Annotated in this window: 15 protein-coding genes; 5 read left to right on the forward strand and 10 right to left on the reverse strand. The window is 74.3% G+C overall.

Features of this window, described 5'->3' with window-relative positions; translation table 11 throughout:
* Window positions 1-201 precede the first annotated feature (201 nt).
* Window positions 202-1,059, reverse strand: coding sequence for a LysR family transcriptional regulator (locus ABD990_RS05495; protein ID WP_345378773.1), 858 nt, complete (start codon window positions 1,057-1,059; stop codon window positions 202-204).
* Between the two features lie 71 nt (window positions 1,060-1,130).
* Between ABD990_RS05495 and ABD990_RS05500 the strand changes: the two genes are divergently transcribed.
* Both ABD990_RS05500 and ABD990_RS05505 read left to right on the forward strand, forming a co-directional pair.
* Window positions 1,131-2,318 carry an FAD-binding protein gene (locus ABD990_RS05500; protein WP_345378775.1) on the forward strand — a complete coding sequence of 396 codons (1,188 nt, stop codon included), beginning with the start codon at window positions 1,131-1,133 and terminating at the stop codon, window positions 2,316-2,318.
* Between the two features lie 65 nt (window positions 2,319-2,383).
* Window positions 2,384-3,265: an SCO6745 family protein gene (locus tag ABD990_RS05505; protein ID WP_345378777.1), complete on the forward strand. Its 882-nt coding sequence runs from the start codon at window positions 2,384-2,386 to the stop codon at window positions 3,263-3,265.
* A 234-nt stretch (window positions 3,266-3,499) separates the two neighbouring features.
* Here the strand turns inward: ABD990_RS05505 and ABD990_RS05510 are convergent, their stop codons facing one another.
* The 7 genes from ABD990_RS05510 to ABD990_RS05540 form a co-directional block, all read right to left on the reverse strand.
* Complete coding sequence (locus tag ABD990_RS05510) at window positions 3,500-4,540, reverse strand: ferrochelatase (RefSeq protein WP_345378778.1); 1,041 nt, start codon at window positions 4,538-4,540, stop codon at window positions 3,500-3,502.
* A gap of 36 nt (window positions 4,541-4,576) precedes the next feature.
* On the reverse strand, window positions 4,577-5,353 hold the full coding sequence (gene fabI, locus ABD990_RS05515; protein WP_345378779.1) for an enoyl-ACP reductase FabI: 777 nt from the start codon (window positions 5,351-5,353) through the stop codon (window positions 4,577-4,579).
* A gap of 30 nt (window positions 5,354-5,383) precedes the next feature.
* A complete protein-coding gene (fabG, locus tag ABD990_RS05520; protein ID WP_345378780.1) occupies window positions 5,384-6,094 on the reverse strand; it encodes a 3-oxoacyl-ACP reductase FabG in 711 nt (236 codons plus the stop codon).
* A gap of 46 nt (window positions 6,095-6,140) precedes the next feature.
* Entirely contained in the window at window positions 6,141-7,154 is a 1,014-nt protein-coding gene (locus ABD990_RS05525; RefSeq protein WP_345378781.1) for a VWA domain-containing protein, read from the reverse strand.
* Window positions 7,155-7,161: 7 nt separating this feature from the next.
* Entirely contained in the window at window positions 7,162-8,112 is a 951-nt protein-coding gene (locus ABD990_RS05530) for a DUF58 domain-containing protein (RefSeq protein WP_345378782.1), read from the reverse strand.
* On the reverse strand, window positions 8,109-9,212 hold the full coding sequence (locus tag ABD990_RS05535; RefSeq protein ID WP_345379043.1) for an AAA family ATPase: 1,104 nt from the start codon (window positions 9,210-9,212) through the stop codon (window positions 8,109-8,111). Before ABD990_RS05535 ends, ABD990_RS05530 begins: the two co-directional genes overlap by 4 nt.
* Window positions 9,213-9,278: 66 nt before the next feature.
* Entirely contained in the window at window positions 9,279-10,604 is a 1,326-nt protein-coding gene (locus ABD990_RS05540; RefSeq protein WP_345378784.1) for an NlpC/P60 family protein, read from the reverse strand.
* Between the two features lie 252 nt (window positions 10,605-10,856).
* Here ABD990_RS05540 and ABD990_RS05545 point away from each other — a divergent pair, with 252 nt between their 5' ends.
* The 3 genes from ABD990_RS05545 to ABD990_RS05555 all read left to right on the forward strand — a co-directional run bounded on the left by ABD990_RS05545 (window position 10,857) and on the right by ABD990_RS05555 (window position 16,361).
* Window positions 10,857-12,461, forward strand: a complete 1,605-nt coding sequence (locus ABD990_RS05545; protein WP_345378785.1) for a flagellar basal body protein FliL — start codon at window positions 10,857-10,859, stop codon at window positions 12,459-12,461.
* Window positions 12,462-12,700: 239 nt separating this feature from the next.
* Entirely contained in the window at window positions 12,701-15,532 is a 2,832-nt protein-coding gene (locus ABD990_RS05550; RefSeq protein WP_345378786.1) for an aconitate hydratase, read from the forward strand.
* A 118-nt stretch (window positions 15,533-15,650) separates the two neighbouring features.
* Window positions 15,651-16,361, forward strand: a complete 711-nt coding sequence (locus ABD990_RS05555; protein WP_345378787.1) for a TSUP family transporter — start codon at window positions 15,651-15,653, stop codon at window positions 16,359-16,361.
* A 61-nt stretch (window positions 16,362-16,422) separates the two neighbouring features.
* On the opposite strand, the gene ggh is transcribed toward ABD990_RS05555, so the two are convergent.
* The gene (gene ggh, locus ABD990_RS05560) at window positions 16,423-17,850 is read right to left on the reverse strand and encodes a glucosylglycerate hydrolase (protein ID WP_345378788.1); all 1,428 of its coding nucleotides are present in this window, start codon (window positions 17,848-17,850) and stop codon (window positions 16,423-16,425) included.
* Between the two features lie 311 nt (window positions 17,851-18,161).
* On the reverse strand, window positions 18,162-19,283 hold the full coding sequence (locus ABD990_RS05565) for an ABC transporter ATP-binding protein (RefSeq protein ID WP_345378789.1): 1,122 nt from the start codon (window positions 19,281-19,283) through the stop codon (window positions 18,162-18,164).
* Window positions 19,284-19,286 lie beyond the last annotated feature (3 nt).

Genomic DNA, 19,286 nt, shown 5'->3' on the forward strand with positions numbered 1-19,286 from the left:
CTCCGGTGTGCCCACCGAGACTGAGGGTCTGCTCCACCCGCCGGCTCCGAGGGGCGGGCCGCGCCGCGTCACCGGGCCCCCTTGGTTAACGCACAGGTCACGCTTCGTCAATCCACCAGGCGCTCGTGCCGGCTGCGTCGAAGGGACAGTCCGCTGCGGGCGTACTCCGGTCCCCGGGGGGCCGCCTCGTCCGACGAGCACTCAGTCCCGCGCCCGGGCCGCGGCGATGAGCGCCCGCGCCGCGGGACCGTTGGGGCCGTCCGCCCGCCACGCCAGCTCGATCCGGCTGCGCACCTCCGGCAGCAGCCGAGCCGCCGGGGCGTCGAGCCCGGCCGCCCGCACCGCGCTCGCCGGCAGCACCGCCACCCCCAGCCCGCGCGCCGCGAGCCGCGCGAGCAGCAGCGGGTCCCCGGCCTCGAACGCGATCGTCGGACGCAGGCCCGCCGCTGCGCACGCCGCGTCGAAGGCACCGCGCGGACCGGTGCCCGGGGACATGCACATCAGCGGGCGGCCCGGCAGGTCGCCCAGCCCCACCTCGACCGCGTCCACTCCGACGGCCACCAACGCCTGGTCGGTGATCGTGCGGGTGGCGACGCCGGGCGGCGGCTCGCCCGCCATCCCCGCCCACACCAGGTCCACCTCCCCCGCGACGAGCTGCCCGAGGAGCTCGTCCGAGGTCCCCTCGCGCAGCGAGATCTCGACCGCCGGGTGGGCCTCGCGGAAGTCCGCCAGCAGCTCGGGCAGGTCGGTGGCCGCGAGCGAGGGCGCCATCCCCACCGCCACCCGCCCCCGGACCAGCCCCTTCAGCTCGTCGACCGCCAGCCGGGCGGCCTCGACCGCCGCCAGCGCCGCCCGCGCGTAGGGCAGCACCGCCTCTCCCGCCGCCGTCGGCGCGACGCCGCGTGAGGTCCGCGTCAGCAGTGGCTCGCCGAGCTCCCGCTCCAGCTGTCTGAGCTGCGCGCTCACCCCGGGTTGGGCGACGTGCAGGCGCGCGGCCGCCGCCGTCACCGTGCCCTCCTCGACCACGGCGACCAGATACTGCAGGTGACGCAGCTCCATAACGAAAAATGCTAGCGGGCAGACGATTTATCTCTTGGACTTCTTGCGGGACTCCACCGAGGCTCGGAATCATGCCCTCGACGAGCACCCTCACCGGCACCGTCCTCCGCCCCGGCGACCCCGGCTACGACGTCGAGCGCCGCGGCTTCCAGGCCGCCCACGCGCACCGCCCGGACCTCGTCGTCGCGGCGAGGTCCGCGGCCGACGTCCGGGCCGCCGTGCGCCACGCCGCCGGGCACGACCTGCCCCTCGCGGTCCAGTCCAGCGGTCACGGCCTCGCGGCACCGCTCGACGGCGGCCTGCTGATCAGCACCCGCCACATGCGGAAGGTGACCGTGGACCCGGCCGCCCGGCGCGCCCACGCCGAGGCCGGCGCGACCTGGGGCGACGTCGTCGCCGCCGCGGCACCGCACGGACTCGCGCCGCTCAGCGGCAGCTCGCCCGGTGTCGGTGTGGTCGGCTACCTCCTCGGCGGTGGGTTCGGCCTGCTCGGCCGCACCTTCGGGTTCGCCGCCGACCGGGTCCGGCGGGTCGAGGGCGTCACGGCCGCCGGCGACCCGGTGCACCTCGACGGACTGCCCGCGCGCGGCGACGGCACCGTCGTCACGGCCGTCGAGACGGAGCTGGTCGAGCTCGCCGGGATCTGGGGCGGCTCGCTCGCGCTCGAGGTCACCCCTGCCGTGCTCGACGGCTGGGCTGCGTGGAGCGCCGACCTGCCCGAGGAGGTCACGACCGGCATCTCGCTCGTCCCGTTCGCCGACGACCCGGCGCTGCCGCCGCCCCTCCGCGGGCGACACGTCGCCATGATCGCCGTCGCCTCCACCGTCGACGCCGAGGACCTCGCGCGGCCCCTGCGCGACCTGGGTCCGGTGCTCCACGAGAGCCTCGGCCGGCTCCCGGCCGTCCGGTCGCACACGATCCACCACGACCCCACCGAGCCCGAGCCCTACGTCGGCGACGCCCACCTGCTCCGTTCCCTGGACCGGCAGGGGCTGCGGTCGATCCCCGAGCTGACGGGCCCGACGGCCGCCGTCCCGTCCGTCGTGGAGGTGCGTCGCCTCGGCGGGGCGTACTCGCGTGGCCGGACGGTCCCCGCGACCTTCCGGGAGGCCGGGTACCTCCTGCGGGCGATCACCGTGCTCGACGGCCCGGCCGAGGCGGCCGCGCGCGCACTCCATCGGGACCTGTTCCGCCCGTTCGGCTCGGACGTGCTCGGCCGGGCGTGGACCTTCGCCTACGGCCTCGCGCGGCCGAACTAGTCATTGACAAGTTCTCCTCCGTCCACCAGTCTTGTCAGTGTCTAGTTCGACGAGGGGAGTTCGCGATGTCCACGACGACCGTCGTCCCCGCACCCCTGGTGCGCGGGATCTGGCAGGTCCTGGAGCCCGTCCACGCGGTGCTCTACTACGCGCCCGAGGTGGCTGCCGAGGCCGCCGCGCTGGGCTACGACACGGCGACCCGCTGGCCGTCGTACTTCCCGCTGCGTGCCGCGCCGCTCGGCCGGCCGGGCCCCGAGGTCGTGACGTCCGCCTTCTACAGCTTCAGCCCGTCGATGGTGGCCGAGCACGTGCGCGACGCCTGGACCACGGCCTCGCCGGACGACGTCCTCGCCGCCCGGCTTCGCGGCGTCGGGGCCGGTCTCCGGGTGCTACTGGGCCCGCTCGTCGATGCGCCCGACACGAAGGAGGCCGCCGAGCTCGCGTGGCACGCGGCCGAGGCGGCCGTCACCGCCGGACGACCTCTGGCGGCGGGCAACACCGGGCTCGACGTGCCCGACGAGCCCCTGCTGCGGCTCTGGCACTCCGCCACGATCCTGCGCGAGCACCGCGGTGACGGGCACGTGATCGCCCTGCTCGACGCGGAACTCGATCCGTGCGAGGCGCTGGTGTCCTTCGCCGCCGTCGGCGCCGCGCCGCGGACGACCTTCGCGAGCCGGGGCTGGACGGACGACGAGTGGGCGGCGGCAGCCGACCGGCTCCGCACGCGCGGTCTGCTCGACGACGACGGCTCCGCCACCGAGGCCGGACGGGATCTGCGGCAGCGGGTCGAGGCACGCACGGACGCCCTCGCCGCCCAGCCCTACGCGGCCGTGGGAATGCCGGAGGTCGCGCGGCTGCCTCAGCTGGTGGGGCCGCTCACCGCGACGATCGCGCGGTCCGGCCTCCTCCCCGCCGTCAGCACGCTCGGGATCCGCCGCCCCGAGTGACCCGCGAGTCGGCGCTCCCGGGCGACCGAGGTCCACATCCCGGGGGCCCCGAGGTGTGAGGTTCGGTGCCCCGGAACTGCCCACTCGCGGTGCGGGAACCCGCGACTCGCGGAAGCCCAGGGCGCGACTCGCGGGAGCCCACAGCCCGACTCGCGGGGCTCAAGGCGCGACTCGCGGAAGCCCAGGGCGCGACTCGCGGGAACCCGCAGCCCGACTCGCGGTGCAGGAACCGGGTCAGGGGCGGGTGGGGCGGCGGACCGGCTCGCAGCAGTTCACGGCGCAGGGGGCGCCGTCGACCGTGCACCCCGCGCCGGGAACGCTGCCCAGGGCCCGGGCGGGGGCGCCCTCCTGCAGCTCCGCGATCAGCTCCGCGACCATGTCGGCGAAGCGCGGGTCCGGGCCGGCGGTGGCGGCCCGGGCGAAGGCCAGCCCCAGCTCGGAGGCCTTCTCCGCGGCCTCGTTGTCCAGGTCCCAGATGACCTCGACGTGGTCGGACACGAACCCGATCGGCGCCACGACGACCGCCTCGATCCCCTTCGCGTGCAGGGCCTCGACGTGGTCGACGATGTCCGGCTCCAGCCACGGCACCTGCGGCGGGCCGGACCGCGACTGCCACACGACGTCGTACTCGGTGATCCCCAGCTCGGCCGCGACCAGCCGCGCCGCCTCGGCGACCTGCCGCGAGTACCGGTGCCCGCCCTCCTCCGGCACGCCCGCGGCGGCGTCGGCGGCCACCGGGATGGAGTGCGCGGTGAACACGACCCGCGCACCCTCGGGGACGGTCCCGAGCGCGGCGCGCACGGCGTCCGCGTTGGCCCGTACGAACAGCGGATGGTCGAAGAAGTGCCGCAGCTTGGTGAGGTGCGGCGCACCGTCGCCGACGGCGGCGCGGGCGCGGACGATGTCGTCGTCGTACTGCCGGCAGGCCGAGTACCCGCCGTAGGCGCTGGTGGCGAACACCAGGGCGTTGCGCACCCCGTCCCGGGTCATCTCCGCGAGGGTGTCCTCCACCATCGGGTGCCAGTTCCGGTTCCCGAAGTAGACCGGGAGATCCGTCCGTGCACGGATCGCCGCGATCAGCTCGCGGTTGCGGGCGTTGATCGGCGAGACGCCGCCGAAGTGCTGGTAGTGCTCCTCGACGGCGTCGAGCCGCTCCGGCGGGACCCCGCGGCCGCGCACCACGTTCTCGAGGAAGGGGCGCACCTCCGCCGGGCCCTCGGGACCGCCGAAGGAGAGCAGGAGCAGGGCGTCGTACGGGGCGGAGGACGAACTCACGGCCTCATTCAACCCCGGCCCCGGGACACCCGCCCGTCAGACCCCGATGGCGTGGAACCCGCCGTCCGCCCACACCATCGAGCCGGTGGTGGCGGGCAGCCAGTCCGAGAGCAGCGCGCAGATCGTCTTCGCGACGGGCACCGGGTCGCCGACGTCCCAACCCAGCGGCGCGCGGCCGTCCCAGTTGTCCTCGAACGCGGCGAAGCCCGGGATGGACTTGGCGGCCATGGTCTTCACCGGCCCGGCGGCGACCAGGTTGACCCGGATGCCCTTCGGCCCGAGGTCCCGGGCGAGGTAGCGGGTGACGGACTCGAGCGTCGACTTGGCGACGCCCATCCAGTCGTAGGCCGGCCACGCCTGCCGGTTGTCGAAGTCCATCCCGACGATCGACGCGCCCGGTCCGAGCAGCGGCAGCAGCGCGGTGGACAGCGACTTGAACGAGTAGGCGCTGACCTGGATCGTCGTGGCGACGTCCTCCCAGGGCGCGGTGAGGAAGGCGCCCTCGCCCAGGCAGGAGGCCGGGGCGAAGCCGATCGAGTGCAGCACCCCGTCGAGCTTCGGCGAGTCCCCCAGGTGCGGCGACACCCGCTCGACCAGCGAGTCCAGCTGCTCCTGGTTCGCCACGTCGAGCTCGACGACCGGGGCGGGCTTCGGCAGCCGCTGCGCGATCCGCTCCACCAGACGCATCCGGCCGAAGCCGGTGAGCACGACCTCCGCGCCCTGCTCCTGCGCGATCTTCGCCGCGTGGAACGCCAGCGACGCGTCCGTGATCACACCGGTGATCAGCAGCTTCTTGCCCTCGAGCAGTCCCATCAGGACCCTCTCCTCGCGATTCGGGGAGTTCTAGTGGCCCATGCCGAGGCCGCCGTCGACCGGGATGACCGCCCCGGTGACGTAGCCGGCCTGCTCGGAGCCGAGCCAGGTGACGGCCGAGGCGACCTCCTCGACGGAGGCGTAGCGGCCCAGCGGGACCTGCTTGGTGATCTCGGCGCGCCGCTCCTCGGAGAGCGCACGGGTCATGTCGGTGTCGACGAAGCCGGGGGCGACGACGTTGGCGGTGATGCCCCGGGAGCCGAGCTCGCGGGCGACCGAGCGGGCCAATCCGACCAGGCCGGCCTTCGAGGCGGCGTAGTTGACCTGGCCGGCGCTGCCCAGCAGCCCCACCACGGACGAGATGAAGATCATCCGCCCGCCCTTGGCCTTGAGCATCCCGCGCGACGCGCGCTTGGCGACCCGGTAGGCGGCGGTGAGGTTGGCGTCGAGCACCGAGGTGAACGAGTCCTCGCTCATCCGCATCAGCAACCCGTCGTCCGTGATCCCGGCGTTGGAGACCAGGACCTGGACCGGCCCGTGCTTCTCCTCGACGGTCGTGAACGCCGCGTCGACGGCGGCGGCGTCGGTGACGTCGCACTGCACCGGCAGCAGCTCCCCCGGGAGCCCCTCCGCCGAGCTGCGGTACGTCACCGCCACCTGGTCCCCCTGGGCCGCGAACGCCTCCGCGATCGCCAGGCCGATGCCGCGGTTTCCTCCGGTGACCAGCACGCTCCTACCCACGGGCACAGAACCTAGTGCACGGGGGCGCGGCGGGCCGCGACACGCGTCACGGCAGGCGGCGCCCCAGCAGCAGCCCGCTGCCCAGCCCGACCACGAGCAGCAGCGCCCCACCGGCCAGCCACGGCCTGCTGGTGTCGACGCGACGCACCTCGTAGCCGATCTGCTCGGAGAGGTCGGCGTAGACCCGGCGCAGCTCGTCCTCGCTGGCGGCGGTGAAGAACTGCCCCCCGGAGAGGTCGGCGATCTGCTTCATCGAGGCATCGTCGACGGCGACGCGGGTGCGGCCGCCCTCGATGTCGATCGTCCCGTACTCCGTGCCGAACGAGATCGTGGAGACCGGGATCTTGGCCTCGGCGGCCTGCCGGGCGGCGGTGAAGGAGCCACGGGGCTCGTTCTCCCCGTCCGGCCCGGGCACGGTCTGCTTGCCGTCGCTCATCAGCACGATGCGGGCGGGCGGGGGCGGCTCCTCGCCGCCGGAGCCGTCCGGGCCGCCGGAGCCGCCCGAGCCCGCGACGGACTGGGAGAACGACTCGATCGACTGCATCGACGCGAAGATCGCCTCGCCGGTCGCCGTCGACTCGGAGAGCTTGAGCGAGTCGACGGCGCGCTTCACCGAGTTGCGGTCCGTGGTCGGCGAGACCAGCACCGCGGCGGTGCCCGCGAAGGAGACCAACCCGAGGTTGATCCCGGGCGTGAGCTGGTCGGCGAACGCCTTGGCCGCGGCCTGCGCGGCCGCGAGCCGGGTCGGCTCCACGTCCGTGGCCTGCATCGACAGCGACACGTCGATCACCAGCATCACGGTCGCCCGGTTCCGCGGGACCTTGGCCTCGGCCTGCGGACCGGCCAGCGCGACCGTGAGCACCGCCAGCGCGGTGATCAGCGCGGCCGCCGGCAGGTGCCGGTACCAGCCGGGCCGCCGCGGGGCGACCTTCTCCAGCAGCTCGAGGTTGGTGAACCGGACGACGTCCCGGCGCCGCCGGCGCAGCAGCACGAGGTACCCGGCCACCAGGGCGGCCACGATCAGCAGCCCGAGGAGCCACCAGGGCGAGGCGAAGGTCATGCCGCGGTCACCGCCCGCCCCCCGACCACGTCCGCTTGCGGGCCAGCGCGAACCGGACGATGTCCGAGATCCAGTCCGAGTCGGTGCGCAGCCGCAGGTGCGCGGCCCCGCAGCGGCGCAGCGCGTCGGCCACCCGGTCGCGGTGCTCCGACGCGGCCGCGGCGTACTCGCGGCGCAGCAGCGGCGTGGTCTCGACCTCGCGCTGCCGCCCGGTCTCCGGGTCGGCCAGGACGACCGTGCCGACGTCCGGCAGGTCCAGCTCGCGCGGGTCCAGCACCTCGACGGCGAGCAGGTCGTGCCGGGCGCTCAGGCCGCGCAGCGAGCGCTCCCAGTCCGGCTCCCCGAGGAAGTCCGAGATGACGACGGCGAGACCGCGCCGGCGCGGCGGCCGGCGCAGCTCCTCGAGGGCCGCGGCGAGGTCACCGCGGGTGCCGTCCTCCGCCCGGGGCACCTCGGCCACCCGGCGCACGACGCTGCGGGTGTGCGCGAGGCCCCCGCGGGCCGGGATCCGCACGGTCTCGGCGCCGGTCGAGACGATCGCGCCGATCCGGTTCCCGCCGCCGCGGGTGAGGTGCGCGACCGCGGCCAGCGCGGCCACCGCCAGGTCGCGCTTGTCGCAGTCGGCGGTGCCGAAGTCGAGGCTCGGCGACAGGTCGACGACCGCCCAGGTCTCCAGCTCGCGGTCGGCGATCGTCTCGCGGACGTGCGGCTCGGTGGTCCGGGCCGTGACGGCCCAGTCCATCCGCCGGACGTCGTCGCCGGCCCGGTAGGGCCGCGCCTCCGCGGGCTCGGACCCGGGCCCGGGCAGCAGGCCGAGGTGGTTGCCCTGCAGCAGTCCGTCGAGCCGGCCGCGCACGCTCAGCTCCAGGCTGCGCAGCGCCGCCTCGAGGTGCCCCCCGCGCAAGGACGGCGGGCCGGAGTGGCCCGCGCGGGGGCCCACCGGGCTCGGCGCGGTCACGACGGACCGGGCGCCGGCGGATAGGCGGCGGCCGCCGGCTGGGCCGGCTGGGCCGGCTGGACCTGCGGCCGGGCGGTGACCTGCGGCAACGGCACGGTCTGCAGGACGCGCTGCAGGATGTGCTCCATCGGCACCTGGTCGGCCACGGCGTCGTAGGAGAGCACCAGCCGGTGGCGCAGCACGTCCGGCGCGACGTCGAGCACGTCCTGCGGCAGCACGTAGTCCCGCCCGCGGACCAGCGCGAGCGCGCGGGCCGCGGCGACGATGCCGAGCGTGGCGCGCGGGGACGCCCCGTAGGCGACCCAGCCGGCGATGTCCTGCAGCCCGTGGTCCGCGGGGGTGCGGGTGGCGACGACCAGCCGCACCACGTAGTCCACCAGCGCGTGGTGCACGAAGACCTGCGAGGCCACGCCCTGCAGCCGGACGAGCTCCGCCGGCTCCATGACCTGCTCGGCCACCGGGGGCGTCGCGCCCATCCGGTAGACGATCTCGCGCTCCTCCTCGACGCCCGGGTACTCGACGATGATCTTGAAGAGGAAGCGGTCCCGCTGTGCCTCGGGCAGCGGGTAGACGCCCTCGTTCTCGATCGGGTTCTGCGTGGCCAGCACGAGGAACGGGTCGGGCATCGGGAAGGTGCGGCCGCCGATCGACAGGTGCCGCTCGGCCATGACCTCGAGCATCGCGGACTGGACCTTCGCCGGGGCGCGGTTGATCTCGTCCGCCAGCACGAAGTTCGCGACGACCGGACCCAGCTCGACGTCGAACTCCTCGCGGCCCTGCCGGTAGATCCGGGTGCCGAGGATGTCCGACGGGACGAGGTCCGGGGTGAACTGCAGGCGCGCGAACGTGCCGCCGACGACCTTCGCGACCGTCTCCACCGCGAGGGTCTTCGCGACGCCCGGGACGCCCTCCAGCAGCAGGTGACCCCGGGCGAGCAGCCCGACGAGCATCCGCTCCACCAGCCGGTCCTGCCCGACGATGACCCGCTTGATCTCGAAGACCGCGCGCTCGAGGTGCTCGGCGTCGTCCTTCGGGGTGGAGGTGGCGGCGGGGGCCGCCGGGGTACCGGAGGGCGGCGTCGACTCGGGGGATGGATGCACGCTCACCGTTCCATCACACCGGACCGCCCGTGAACTGCCGGTGAGCGGGGTCCGAGGGGACGCCCCCTAGATCACCCGGGAGACCGTCGGCAGCAGCCCGCCGGAGTAGCGGACCGGGGAGACCTTGACCGACGCGCCGGAGTACGGCGCCTCGATCATCCTGCCGTTCCCGATGTAGAGGGCGATGTGGTAGACGCGTCCGTTGCGCGCCCAGGAGAGCATGTCGCCGGGCCGCATCTGCGCGAGCGGGACCTGGTCGCCGTAAGCGTGCTGGTTGCCGCTGTAGCGCGGCAGCCGCACCCCGACCCCGGCGAACGCGTAGAGCATCAGCCCCGAGCAGTCGAAGCCGACCTTGCGGTAGTCGCCGAAGCTGTCGGCGACCCCGCCGTCCCGGATGCCGAGCGACGGGCCGCGGGCGGTGCCGCCGCCCCACGCATAGGTCACGCCGAGCTGCGACATCGCCCGGTCGATCACGGTCTGGACCGCGCCGGACCCCGTGCGGCGGGTCGTGGGCGGCGGGGCCGACGCCGCCGAGCCGGCCCGGGCCGCAGCCTCCTCGCGCGCCGCCCGCTGCCGGGCGGCCTCGGCCTCCTCCTGCGCCCGCTGCCAGGCCTGGAAGCGCTGCCGCTGCGCGCGCAGCCCGGCGTCGGCGTTCTCCGCCGCGTCGAGCTGGGCCTGGACCTGCGCCTGCTCCCCCACCACCGCCTGCAACCGCTGCGCCTGCTCGTCGGCCGCCTGCTGCGCCCCGGCGAGGGCCCGGTCGGCGGCGACCTTCGCGTCCGCGGCGGCCTGCCGGCGCTGCTCGGCCTCCTCCTGCGCCTTGCGCGCGGTGGAGTCGGCGTTGGCCTGCTGCACCCGGGCGCGCTCGAGCCCGTCGAGCGCGGCGGCCTGCTGCTGGGCGAGCGCGTCCGTGAGCTGGGCCCGATCGACGAGGTCCTGCGGCCCCGTCGCCGTGGTGAGCAGCCCGATCGGACCGAGGTCGAGGCCCTGGGAGTAGGTGCCGGCGACGAAGTCGTCGAGCCGGGTCCGGGCGGCGTCGACGGCCTTGCCCGCGGCCTCCGTCTGTGCGCGGGCGGACTCGGCGCGCGTCGCCGCGGCGTCGGCCTCGGCCTGGGCGCCGGTGAGGACGTCGAGCGCCTGGTTGGCGGACTCGTGCTGCTCGGCGACCTGGATCTGCAGCTCGTCGGCCTCCGCCTGGAGCTCGGAGAGCCGCTGGGTCAGCCGGGCGACGTCGGCGGCGCGGCCGCTCACGGCGTCGCGGCTGCGCTGGAGGTCCTCGTTGCTCGGGTTCGGCGGTGGGGTCGGCTCCGGCGCGGCGCCGGCCGTCGCCACCGAGGCGGCGGTGAGCAGCGTGACGAGCAGGACCACCAGGAGCCCCCGCGCGAACCGCACCGCTCTCCCCCCACCGGTGATCGACTGGATCGGAGGCACCCTGGCACCGGCGCCACGTCACGCCCGGTCGCCACGCCGGTGCGGGGCGCGAACTTCCTCCACTCGGTGGACGGCCCGGACCCGCCCCACGCGTCGCGTTGGGCCGGACGGAGCAGTACATCCCGGTACTTCCACCCTGTTCCGGACAACGGGGATCCACCATGATCCCCGCGAGCGCACCCGAGGGCGGGTGCCCGACGAGGGGGTACGACGGTGAGCGACGGCGGCCAGTGGCCCGGGCAGGGCCCGCACCCGGGAGGCCGGGACCCCGACCCGGCCACCCGTCCCTCGACCGGCTCCGCGACCGGGCCCGCGACCGGCCCCCTGCCGTACCCGGGCGACCGCGCCTGGGCGGAGGGCCCGGGCGCCGGGGCGGCCCCGGACCCCGGCCGGCAGGCGTGGGCGGGGCAGGGTGCGGGCGCGACGGCCCCGTACCCGGACCAGCCGGGCGGCACGCAGCAGTACCCGACGCCGCCCTACCCGCAGCAGTACCCGCCGCAGCCCTCCCCGCAGCAGTACCCGGGCGGGACCCGGCAGTACCCGGCGCCGGGGTACGGCGGCGGCGAACCGCCCACGTGGGGCCCGCCGCCCGGCCACGGCGGCGACGGCGGCGGGGCGCCTCGGCGGAAGCGCCGGTGGCCGCTCGTCACCGCGATCGTCGCGGTGCTCGCCCTGCTGGTCGGCGGTGGCGTGGCGGCATGGGCACTGCTGGGCGGCAGCGGCGGCGCGAGCAGCCCGAACGGCGCGGTGACCTCACTCGCCGAGGACCTCGAGGGCCGCGACCACCTGCGCGCCTACAGCCGGATCGCGCCGAACGAGGCCACCCTGCTCACCGACCTGGGCTCGGTGCTCACCACCGAGCTGCAGCGGCTCGAGGTCCTGCGCCCCGACGCCCGGGCCGACACGAGCCTCGACTCCGTGACCTTCTCCGGCCTGCGGTTCGACGAGGCCGCCGCCGAGCAGGTCCGGCCGAACGTCACGATCACCAAGCTGGTCGCGGGCACCGTCACGACCACGCAGGACCCGGCGAGCCTGCCGTTCACGGACTCGTTCAAGGCCAAGGTCTACCCGGACGGCGCCCCGCCCGCGGGCGTCCCCGAGACGATCGACATCGCGCAGGTCGTCCGCGAGCAGGGCGAGCCGATCCGGATCGCGACCGTGCAGGTCGACGGCGAGTGGTACGTCAGCGGCCTCTACACCGCGGCCGACTACGCGCTCAGAGACGCGGTGGTGCCGTGGCCGGCGACCTCGATCGACGCCCGCGGCGCCGGGAGCGCGCAGGACGCCGTCCGCGACCTGGTCCAGGCGGCGCTCGACGCCGACGTCCGCCGGGTGATCGAGCTGACCGACCCGACCGAGATGGCGGCGCTGCACGACGCCGGGCCCGCCCTCGCCGACGGGGCGGCCGGCGCGCAGCCCACCGGCGCGCGGATCGTCGACCTGCGGACCACCGAGAGCGACGTCCGCGGGCACCCCGGGCTCTCGCTGGCGAGCGTGACCGTCGACGACGGCACCGGCACCCGGGTCACCGTGACCCGGACCGGGGACTGCGTGACGATCACCGGTGTCGAGGGCGCGCCCCCGCAGCTGTGCGCGAACCAGCTCGGCCCGCTCGTCGGCGCCCAGGTCGGCGCCTCGCCCGCCGTCCAGGAGCTCGCGCCCCGGCTGGCCACCGCGGTACTGAACGTGAAGGTCGTGACGACCGAGGACGGCGGCTCGTGGTACGTCGCCCCCGGCCAGACGGTCGTCCAGCTCTACGCCGACCTGCTCGGCGCGCTGCAGCCGGGCGACCTCGACGCCCTGATCGCCGGCAACTGAGCCCTCCCGGACCCGACGGCCGGCGGCGTACCCGCGCCGCCGGCCGTCGCGCGTTCCCGGGCGCTGACGGGGTATGCCCGTGACCTGCGACCCCCTGGCTCGACCCCGTATATAGGACAGGCGTACTGTTTGGGTCGGGAACGGGGGTCACGCTGCCGTGGAGCCGACGGTGCGCGAGACTCCCGCGGGACACCCGAGATGAAGACGCGCCCACCACGCCACCAGGAGGAGAGCCGACAGTGGCCAGTACCGACAGCTTCGGAGCCAAGGGGACCCTCGGGGTCGGGGGCAGCGAGTACGAGATCTTCCGGCTTTCGGCCGTCGAGGGCTCGGAGAACCTGCCGTACAGCCTCAAGGTGCTGCTGGAGAACCTGCTGCGCACGGAGGACGGCGCCAACGTCACCGCCGACCACATCCGCGCGATCGCGAACTGGGACCCCGCCGCCGAGCCGGACACCGAGATCCAGTTCACGCCCGCGCGCGTGATCATGCAGGACTTCACCGGCGTCCCGTGCGTCGTCGACCTGGCGACCATGCGCGAGGCCGTGACCGAGATGGGCGGTGACCCGTCGAAGGTCAACCCGCTCGCGCCCGCCGAGCTGGTCATCGACCACTCGGTGATCATCGACGTGTTCGGCCGGCCGGACGCGTTCGAGCGGAACGTCGAGTTCGAGTACGAGCGCAACCGCGAGCGCTACCAGTTCCTGCGCTGGGGCCAGGGTGCCTTCGACGAGTTCAAGGTCGTCCCGCCGGGCACCGGCATCGTGCACCAGGTCAACATCGAGCACCTGGCCCGCACCGTGATGTCCCGCAACGGCCAGGCCTACCCGGACACGCTGGTCGGCACGGACTCGCACACCACGATGGTCAACGGCCTGGGCGTGCTGGGCTGGGGCGTCGGCGGCATCGAGGCCGAGGCCGCGATGCTCGGCCAGCCCGTGTCGATGCTGATCCCGAAGGTGCTGGGCTTCAAGCTCACCGGTGAGATCCCGGCCGGCGCCACCGCCACGGACGTGGTGCTCACGATCACCGAGATGCTGCGCAAGCAGGGCGTGGTCGGCAAGTTCGTCGAGTTCTACGGCGAGGGCGTCGGCGCCGTGCCGCTGGCCAACCGGGCCACCATCGGCAACATGAGCCCGGAGTTCGGCTCCACCGCCGCGATCTTCCCGATCGACGACGAGACCGTCCGGTACCTCAAGCTCACCGGCCGCTCCGCCGAGCAGGTCGCCCTGGTCGAGGCCTACGCCAAGGAGCAGGGCCTCTGGCACGACCCCGCGGCCGAGCCGCGGTACTCCGAGACCCTCGAGCTGGACCTGTCGACGGTCGTCCCGTCGATCGCCGGCCCGAAGCGCCCGCAGGACCGCATCGCGCTCTCGCAGGCCAAGGAGGCCTTCCGGTCGTCCCTGGCCGACTACGCCTCCACGCCCGACCAGACCGACCCGGACGACGCCGCGTCGTCGGGCTCCACCGTCGACGAGGCCGGCGAGGAGTCCTTCCCGGCCAGCGACCCCGCCTCGCCGGCGCACGACGGCAACGGCGACGCCGGCAAGCCGCACGCCCCGATCTCCGCGGCGGCGGGCTCCGGTGGGCGGGTCAGCAGGCCCACCAAGGTCACCATGGGCGGGGCCGAGTTCGAGATCGACCACGGCGCCGTCGTGATCGCCTCGATCACCTCGTGCACCAACACCTCGAACCCCTCGGTCATGCTCGGCGCCGCCCTGCTGGCCAAGAACGCCGTCGACAAGGGCCTCGCGGTCAAGCCGTGGGTGAAGACCTCGATGGCGCCGGGCTCGCAGGTCGTCACCGACTACTACGAGAAGGCCGGCCTCTGGCCGTACCTCGAGAAGCTCGGCTACCACCTGGTCGGCTACGGCTGCACCACCTGCATCGGCAACTCCGGCCCGCTGCCCGAGGAGATCTCCGCCGCGGTCAACGACGCCGACCTCGCCGTCGTCTCGGTGCTGTCCGGGAACCGGAACTTCGAGGGCCGGATCAACCCGGACGTCAAGATGAACTACCTGGCGTCCCCGCCGCTGGTCATCGCCTACGCGCTGGCCGGCACGATGGACTTCGACTTCGAGACGCAGCCGCTGGGCAAGGACACGGACGGCACGGACGTCTTCCTCGCCGACATCTGGCCGTCCGCGCAGGACGTCCAGGCGACGATCGACGGCGCCATCACCGAGGAGATGTTCGCCAAGGACTACGCGGACGTCTTCCGCGGCGACGAGCGCTGGCGCTCGCTGCCCACGCCCGAGGGCCAGACCTTCGAGTGGGACCAGGAGTCCACCTACGTCCGCAAGCCCCCGTACTTCGAGGGCATGGCGAGCGAGCCGGCCCCGGTCGAGGACATCGCCGGTGCCCGCGTGCTCGCGCTGCTCGGGGACTCGGTGACCACCGACCACATCTCCCCCGCCGGCGCGATCAAGCCGGGCACCCCGGCCGCGCAGTACCTCGACGAGCACGGTGTGCAGAAGAAGGACTACAACTCCTTCGGCTCGCGGCGCGGGAACCACGAGGTGATGATCCGCGGCACCTTCGCGAACATCCGGCTGCGCAACCAGCTGCTCGACGACGTCTCCGGCGGCTACACCCGGGACTTCACCCAGGACGGCGCCCCGCAGGCGTTCATCTACGACGCCGCGCAGAACTACGCCGCCGCGGGCATCCCGCTGGTCGTGCTGGGCGGCAAGGAGTACGGCTCCGGCTCGTCGCGCGACTGGGCCGCCAAGGGCACCGCGCTGCTGGGTGTGAAGGCCGTGATCGTGGAGTCCTTCGAGCGCATCCACCGCTCGAACCTCATCGGCATGGGCGTCATCCCGCTGCAGTTCCCGCAGGGCGAGTCGGCCTCGTCGCTGGGCCTCGACGGCACCGAGACCTTCGACATCGCCGGCATCACCGAGCTCAACGAGGGCCGCACCCCGCGCACGGTGAAGGTGACCGCGACCAAGGAGTCGGGCGAGAAGGTCGAGTTCGACGCCACGGTCCGCATCGACACTCCCGGTGAGGCGGACTACTACCGCAACGGCGGCATCCTGCAGTACGTGCTCCGCGGCATGCTCGCCTCCTGACCGTGGGCGGCGACTGCCCTTGGAGGGGGCGGTCGCCACACCGCTGCCGAGCTGCACGGACGAAGCCCCGCACCCTCCGGTGCGGGGTTTCGTCGTGCGCGGACCTACGGTCGGACGCGTGGTGGTGCTCTGGGCCGGGCTGGTCGTGGCGGTCGGTGCGGTGGTGCAGGGCACCGTGGGGTTCGGGCTGGCGCTCGTGGCGGCACCCCTGCTGGCGCTGCTCGACCCGCGGTACGTCCCGGTCCCGCTGATCGTCGTGGCGGGGGCGCACGCCGTGCTCGCCCTCGTCCGCGAGTGGCGCGACGCCGACTGGCGCGGGGTGGCGTGGGCGCTGGCCGGGCGTCTCCCCGGTGCGGCGCTCGGCGCGACGGTGGTCGCCCTGCTCCCCTATCGCGGGTTCGCGACGTTCGTCGCCGGCGCGGTGCTGGTCTGCGTGGCGCTGTCCCTGGTGCGGCTGCGCCTGCGGCCGACCCCGCCCGCGCTGCTGGTCGCGGGAGCGGTGAGCGGGGTGTCCGGCACCGCGGCGGGGATCGGCGGGCCGCCGGTCGCGCTGCTCTACCAGAACGAGCACGGCGCGACGGTCCGGGCGACCCTCGGCGCCTACTTCGGGCTCGGCACACTGCTGTCGCTCGGCGTGCTCGCCGCCGGCGGCCAGGTCGACGGCGCCCGCCTGCTGCAGGGCGCCGTGCTGATCCCGTTCATGGCCGCCGGCTTCCTGCTCTCCAACCCGTTGCGCCGGCTCCTCGACCGGGGCTGGACGCGCCCGGCGGTGCTGGGCCTGGCCGCGGTCACGGCCGTCGTCCTGCTGGTCCAGGCCCAGCTCGCGTGACCGCAGGTCGAGCAGCGTCGTCGGCCTACTGCCCCTCCAGGGGCAGTAGGCGACGACGGGGTCAGGAGGCCAGCCAGTCCAGGGCGACGGCGGCGGTCCAGGACTGCATGGCCGAACCGAGGGCCTCGCCGGTCATCGGGTCGAAGTACTCGGCGAAACCGACATGACGCAGCGAGTCGAGCGAGGCCTCCCGGAGGGCGGCGGCCCGGGCGGTGTCGCCACCGTCCTGCAGGCCCTTCCAGTACAGCCAGTTGACGATCGGCCAGACCGGGCCGCGCCAGTAGTTGCGCGGGTCGAAGCACTCCTCGCGCGGGCTGGTGCTCGGCAGCATCGCCCAGCGCAGGTCCGGGTGGCCCGCGAAGTCCTCGGAGTCGAAGAGCGACCGCGCGCGGGCGCGCCGGGCGCTCGGGGCGTCCGCGTCGAGCAGCGCGGACATACCGGCGAAGGTCGCGACCTCGATCGGCGCGTCCGCGCCGAGGTCCACGTCGTAGGTCATGCCGCTCGCGGGATCGGTCGCCGCCGCCACCCCGGCGCGGGCCCGGTCGATCCAGCCCTGGATCGTCGCGCGCTGGGCCTGGGTGGCCCCGACGACGTCCGCGATCTCCAGCAGCGCCCGGTTCGCCATGATCAGCACCGAGGTGAAGAAGACGTCCTTGACCAGGAACGGGTACCGCTCGTGGATCACGGCGTCGTCGTAGCGGTACCGCTTGAGCAGCTCGAGCAGCCAGAGGAAGCGGTCGTAGTGCGCGTTCGTGGGCCGCTGCCCGGCGTCGGCGACGTGCTGGACGTCCCGGCGGGTGTACGGCGGGACCTCGCCGACCTCGAGCCGGGCGAGCACCCCGTCCCAGCGCGGGGAGTTGTCGATGCCCTCCCACGGGTGGTAGGTCGTGACCAGCCCCGACGCCGACGGGTCGCGGTGCTCGGCCAGGTACCGGTGCCAGGCGAGGAGCTTCGGGAAGAGCTCGCGCAGCTGGGCCCGGACGTCCTCCTCGGCCGCCGTGCCGGACGCGACCTCCCAGATCCGCGCCACGGCGATCGCGTGCACCGGCGGCTGGCAGATGCCGCTGGTCTCGGCGACGCCGACGGGGGCCTCCGGGGACACCTCGACGGCCCAGCGCGCCGGGTCCGGGAAGTAGGACTCCGGCCCCGCGAGCGGGTTGAACACGATCTGGGGAACCATCCCGTCGCGCCACTGCGCCTCGAACAGCCGCTGCTGCTCGGTCATCGCGCGGCGCACGTCGACCTGGGCCCAGCCGATCGAGACGAACGCGCTGTCCCAGCTCCACTGGTGCGGGTAGAGCAGCGGGGCCGCCTTCGTCCAGCCGCCCATGTCGTTCGTCCGCAGCACCTCGGCGGCGTGAACGCCGAGCCCGGGCTCGGTGAGCGCGGTGCCGTACGTGGCGTGAGTGACCGGTCCCGCCATCCCCTGTGCCGGCGGAGCGGCGAAGGAGGCGGGCGGGCGATGGCCTGTATCGGACTCCGTGCTCACGGGGATGTGCATCCTTCCGGCGCATCAACGCGCCTCATCGGTATCGGCAGTACTTAACTGCAGAGTAACAACGGATATGCGACGGCTCAATATCTCGCCGCTCACTTCATCGGGGTCGCCGCGGAGGCGTTACGCCGTCGCATCACCGGTACGGGTGGTCAACGAGCACGACGGCGTCACGGTGCGTCGACCCGCGGCGGGGATCGGCCCGCGCCCGCAGGGACGCTCGTTTCCTCGCTGTTCGACGAAGGATTCGGACGCGTTACGCCCGCTCACGCACAATCCGGTGTGGACGGTCGGCGGAACGGCGCTCAGCCGCTGCTCACGGCGGCGCCGGCGCGGTCGGCGCCGTCGAGCGCACGCTCGCTCGCCGGGTCGAACCAGCGCACCCGCTCCGGGGGCACGCGCAACCACACCGGGGCGTCGTCGCCGGCCGGGAAGTCCGTCGGCGTGAGGAGCTTCACGTTCTCCTCCCCCGCCGTCCCCCCGCCGACCGTCGCGGACACCAGCAGCTGCGAGCCCAGCGGCTCGACGAGCCGGATCCGGCCCGGCAGCGCGTCGGGCACCTCGGTCGTGGAGGGCTCGATGTTCTCGGCGCGGATTCCGGCCCACACCTCGTCCGTGACCCGGTCGGCGATCCCGGGCGGGACCGTGAACGGCTGCCCGGCGACGCTCCAACCGCCCTCCGCGCGCCGCACCGGCAGCAGGTTCATGGGCGGAGTGCCGAGGAACCCGCCGACGAACCGGGTCACGGGCCGGTCGTAGACCTCCATCGGCCTGCCGCACTGCACGATCTCGCCCGAGCGCATGACGGCCACCCGGTCGCCGAGCGAGAGCGCCTCGACCTGGTCGTGGGTGACGTAGACGATCGTGGTGTTCAGCTCCTTGGCCAGCGCCTTGAGGTCGGAGCGGAAGCTCAGCCGGAGCAGGGCGTCGAGGTTGGAGAGCGGCTCGTCCATCAGCAGCACGCTCGGCCGGACGGCGACCGCCCGCGCCACGGCGACCCGCTGGCGCTGCCCGCCGGACAGGGCGGACGGGTAGCGGTCGAGCACGTCGTCGAGCCGGACGAGGCCCGCGGCGTACTCCACGGCCTCGGCGATCTCCCGCTTCGGCGCCTTGCGCATGGCGAGCCCGAAGCCGATGTTCTCGGCCACGGTGAGGTGCGGGAAGACCGCGTAGCCCTGGAAGACCATGGCGATGTCCCGGCGCCGCGGCGGGAGCGAGGTGACCTCCCGCTCGCCGAGGTGCACGGTCCCGGCGTCGGCCTGCTCCAGACCCGCGATCGTGCGGAGCAGGGTCGTCTTGCCGCAGCCGGAGGGGCCGAGGAGCACGAAGAACTCGCCGTCCCGGACGGTGAGGGACACGTCGTCGACGGCCGGGGCCGCGTTCCGGGCGTACCGCTTGGTGATCCCGCTGAGCCGGATGTCGGACACGGA

It is taken from the genome of Pseudonocardia yuanmonensis (assembly GCF_039542425.1).
Lineage (GTDB): Bacteria > Actinomycetota > Actinomycetes > Mycobacteriales > Pseudonocardiaceae > Pseudonocardia > Pseudonocardia yuanmonensis.

Coding starts and splice junctions, on each gene's coding strand:
- ABD990_RS05495 (WP_345378773.1), bottom strand. CDS start 1,059: ATGGAGCTGCGTCACCTGCAGTATCTGGTCGCCGTGGTCGAGGAGGGC.
- ABD990_RS05500 (WP_345378775.1), top strand. CDS start 1,131: ATGCCCTCGACGAGCACCCTCACCGGCACCGTCCTCCGCCCCGGCGAC.
- ABD990_RS05505 (WP_345378777.1), top strand. CDS start 2,384: ATGTCCACGACGACCGTCGTCCCCGCACCCCTGGTGCGCGGGATCTGG.
- fabI (WP_345378779.1), bottom strand. CDS start 5,353: ATGGGACTGCTCGAGGGCAAGAAGCTGCTGATCACCGGTGTGATCACG.
- ABD990_RS05525 (WP_345378781.1), bottom strand. CDS start 7,154: ATGACCTTCGCCTCGCCCTGGTGGCTCCTCGGGCTGCTGATCGTGGCC.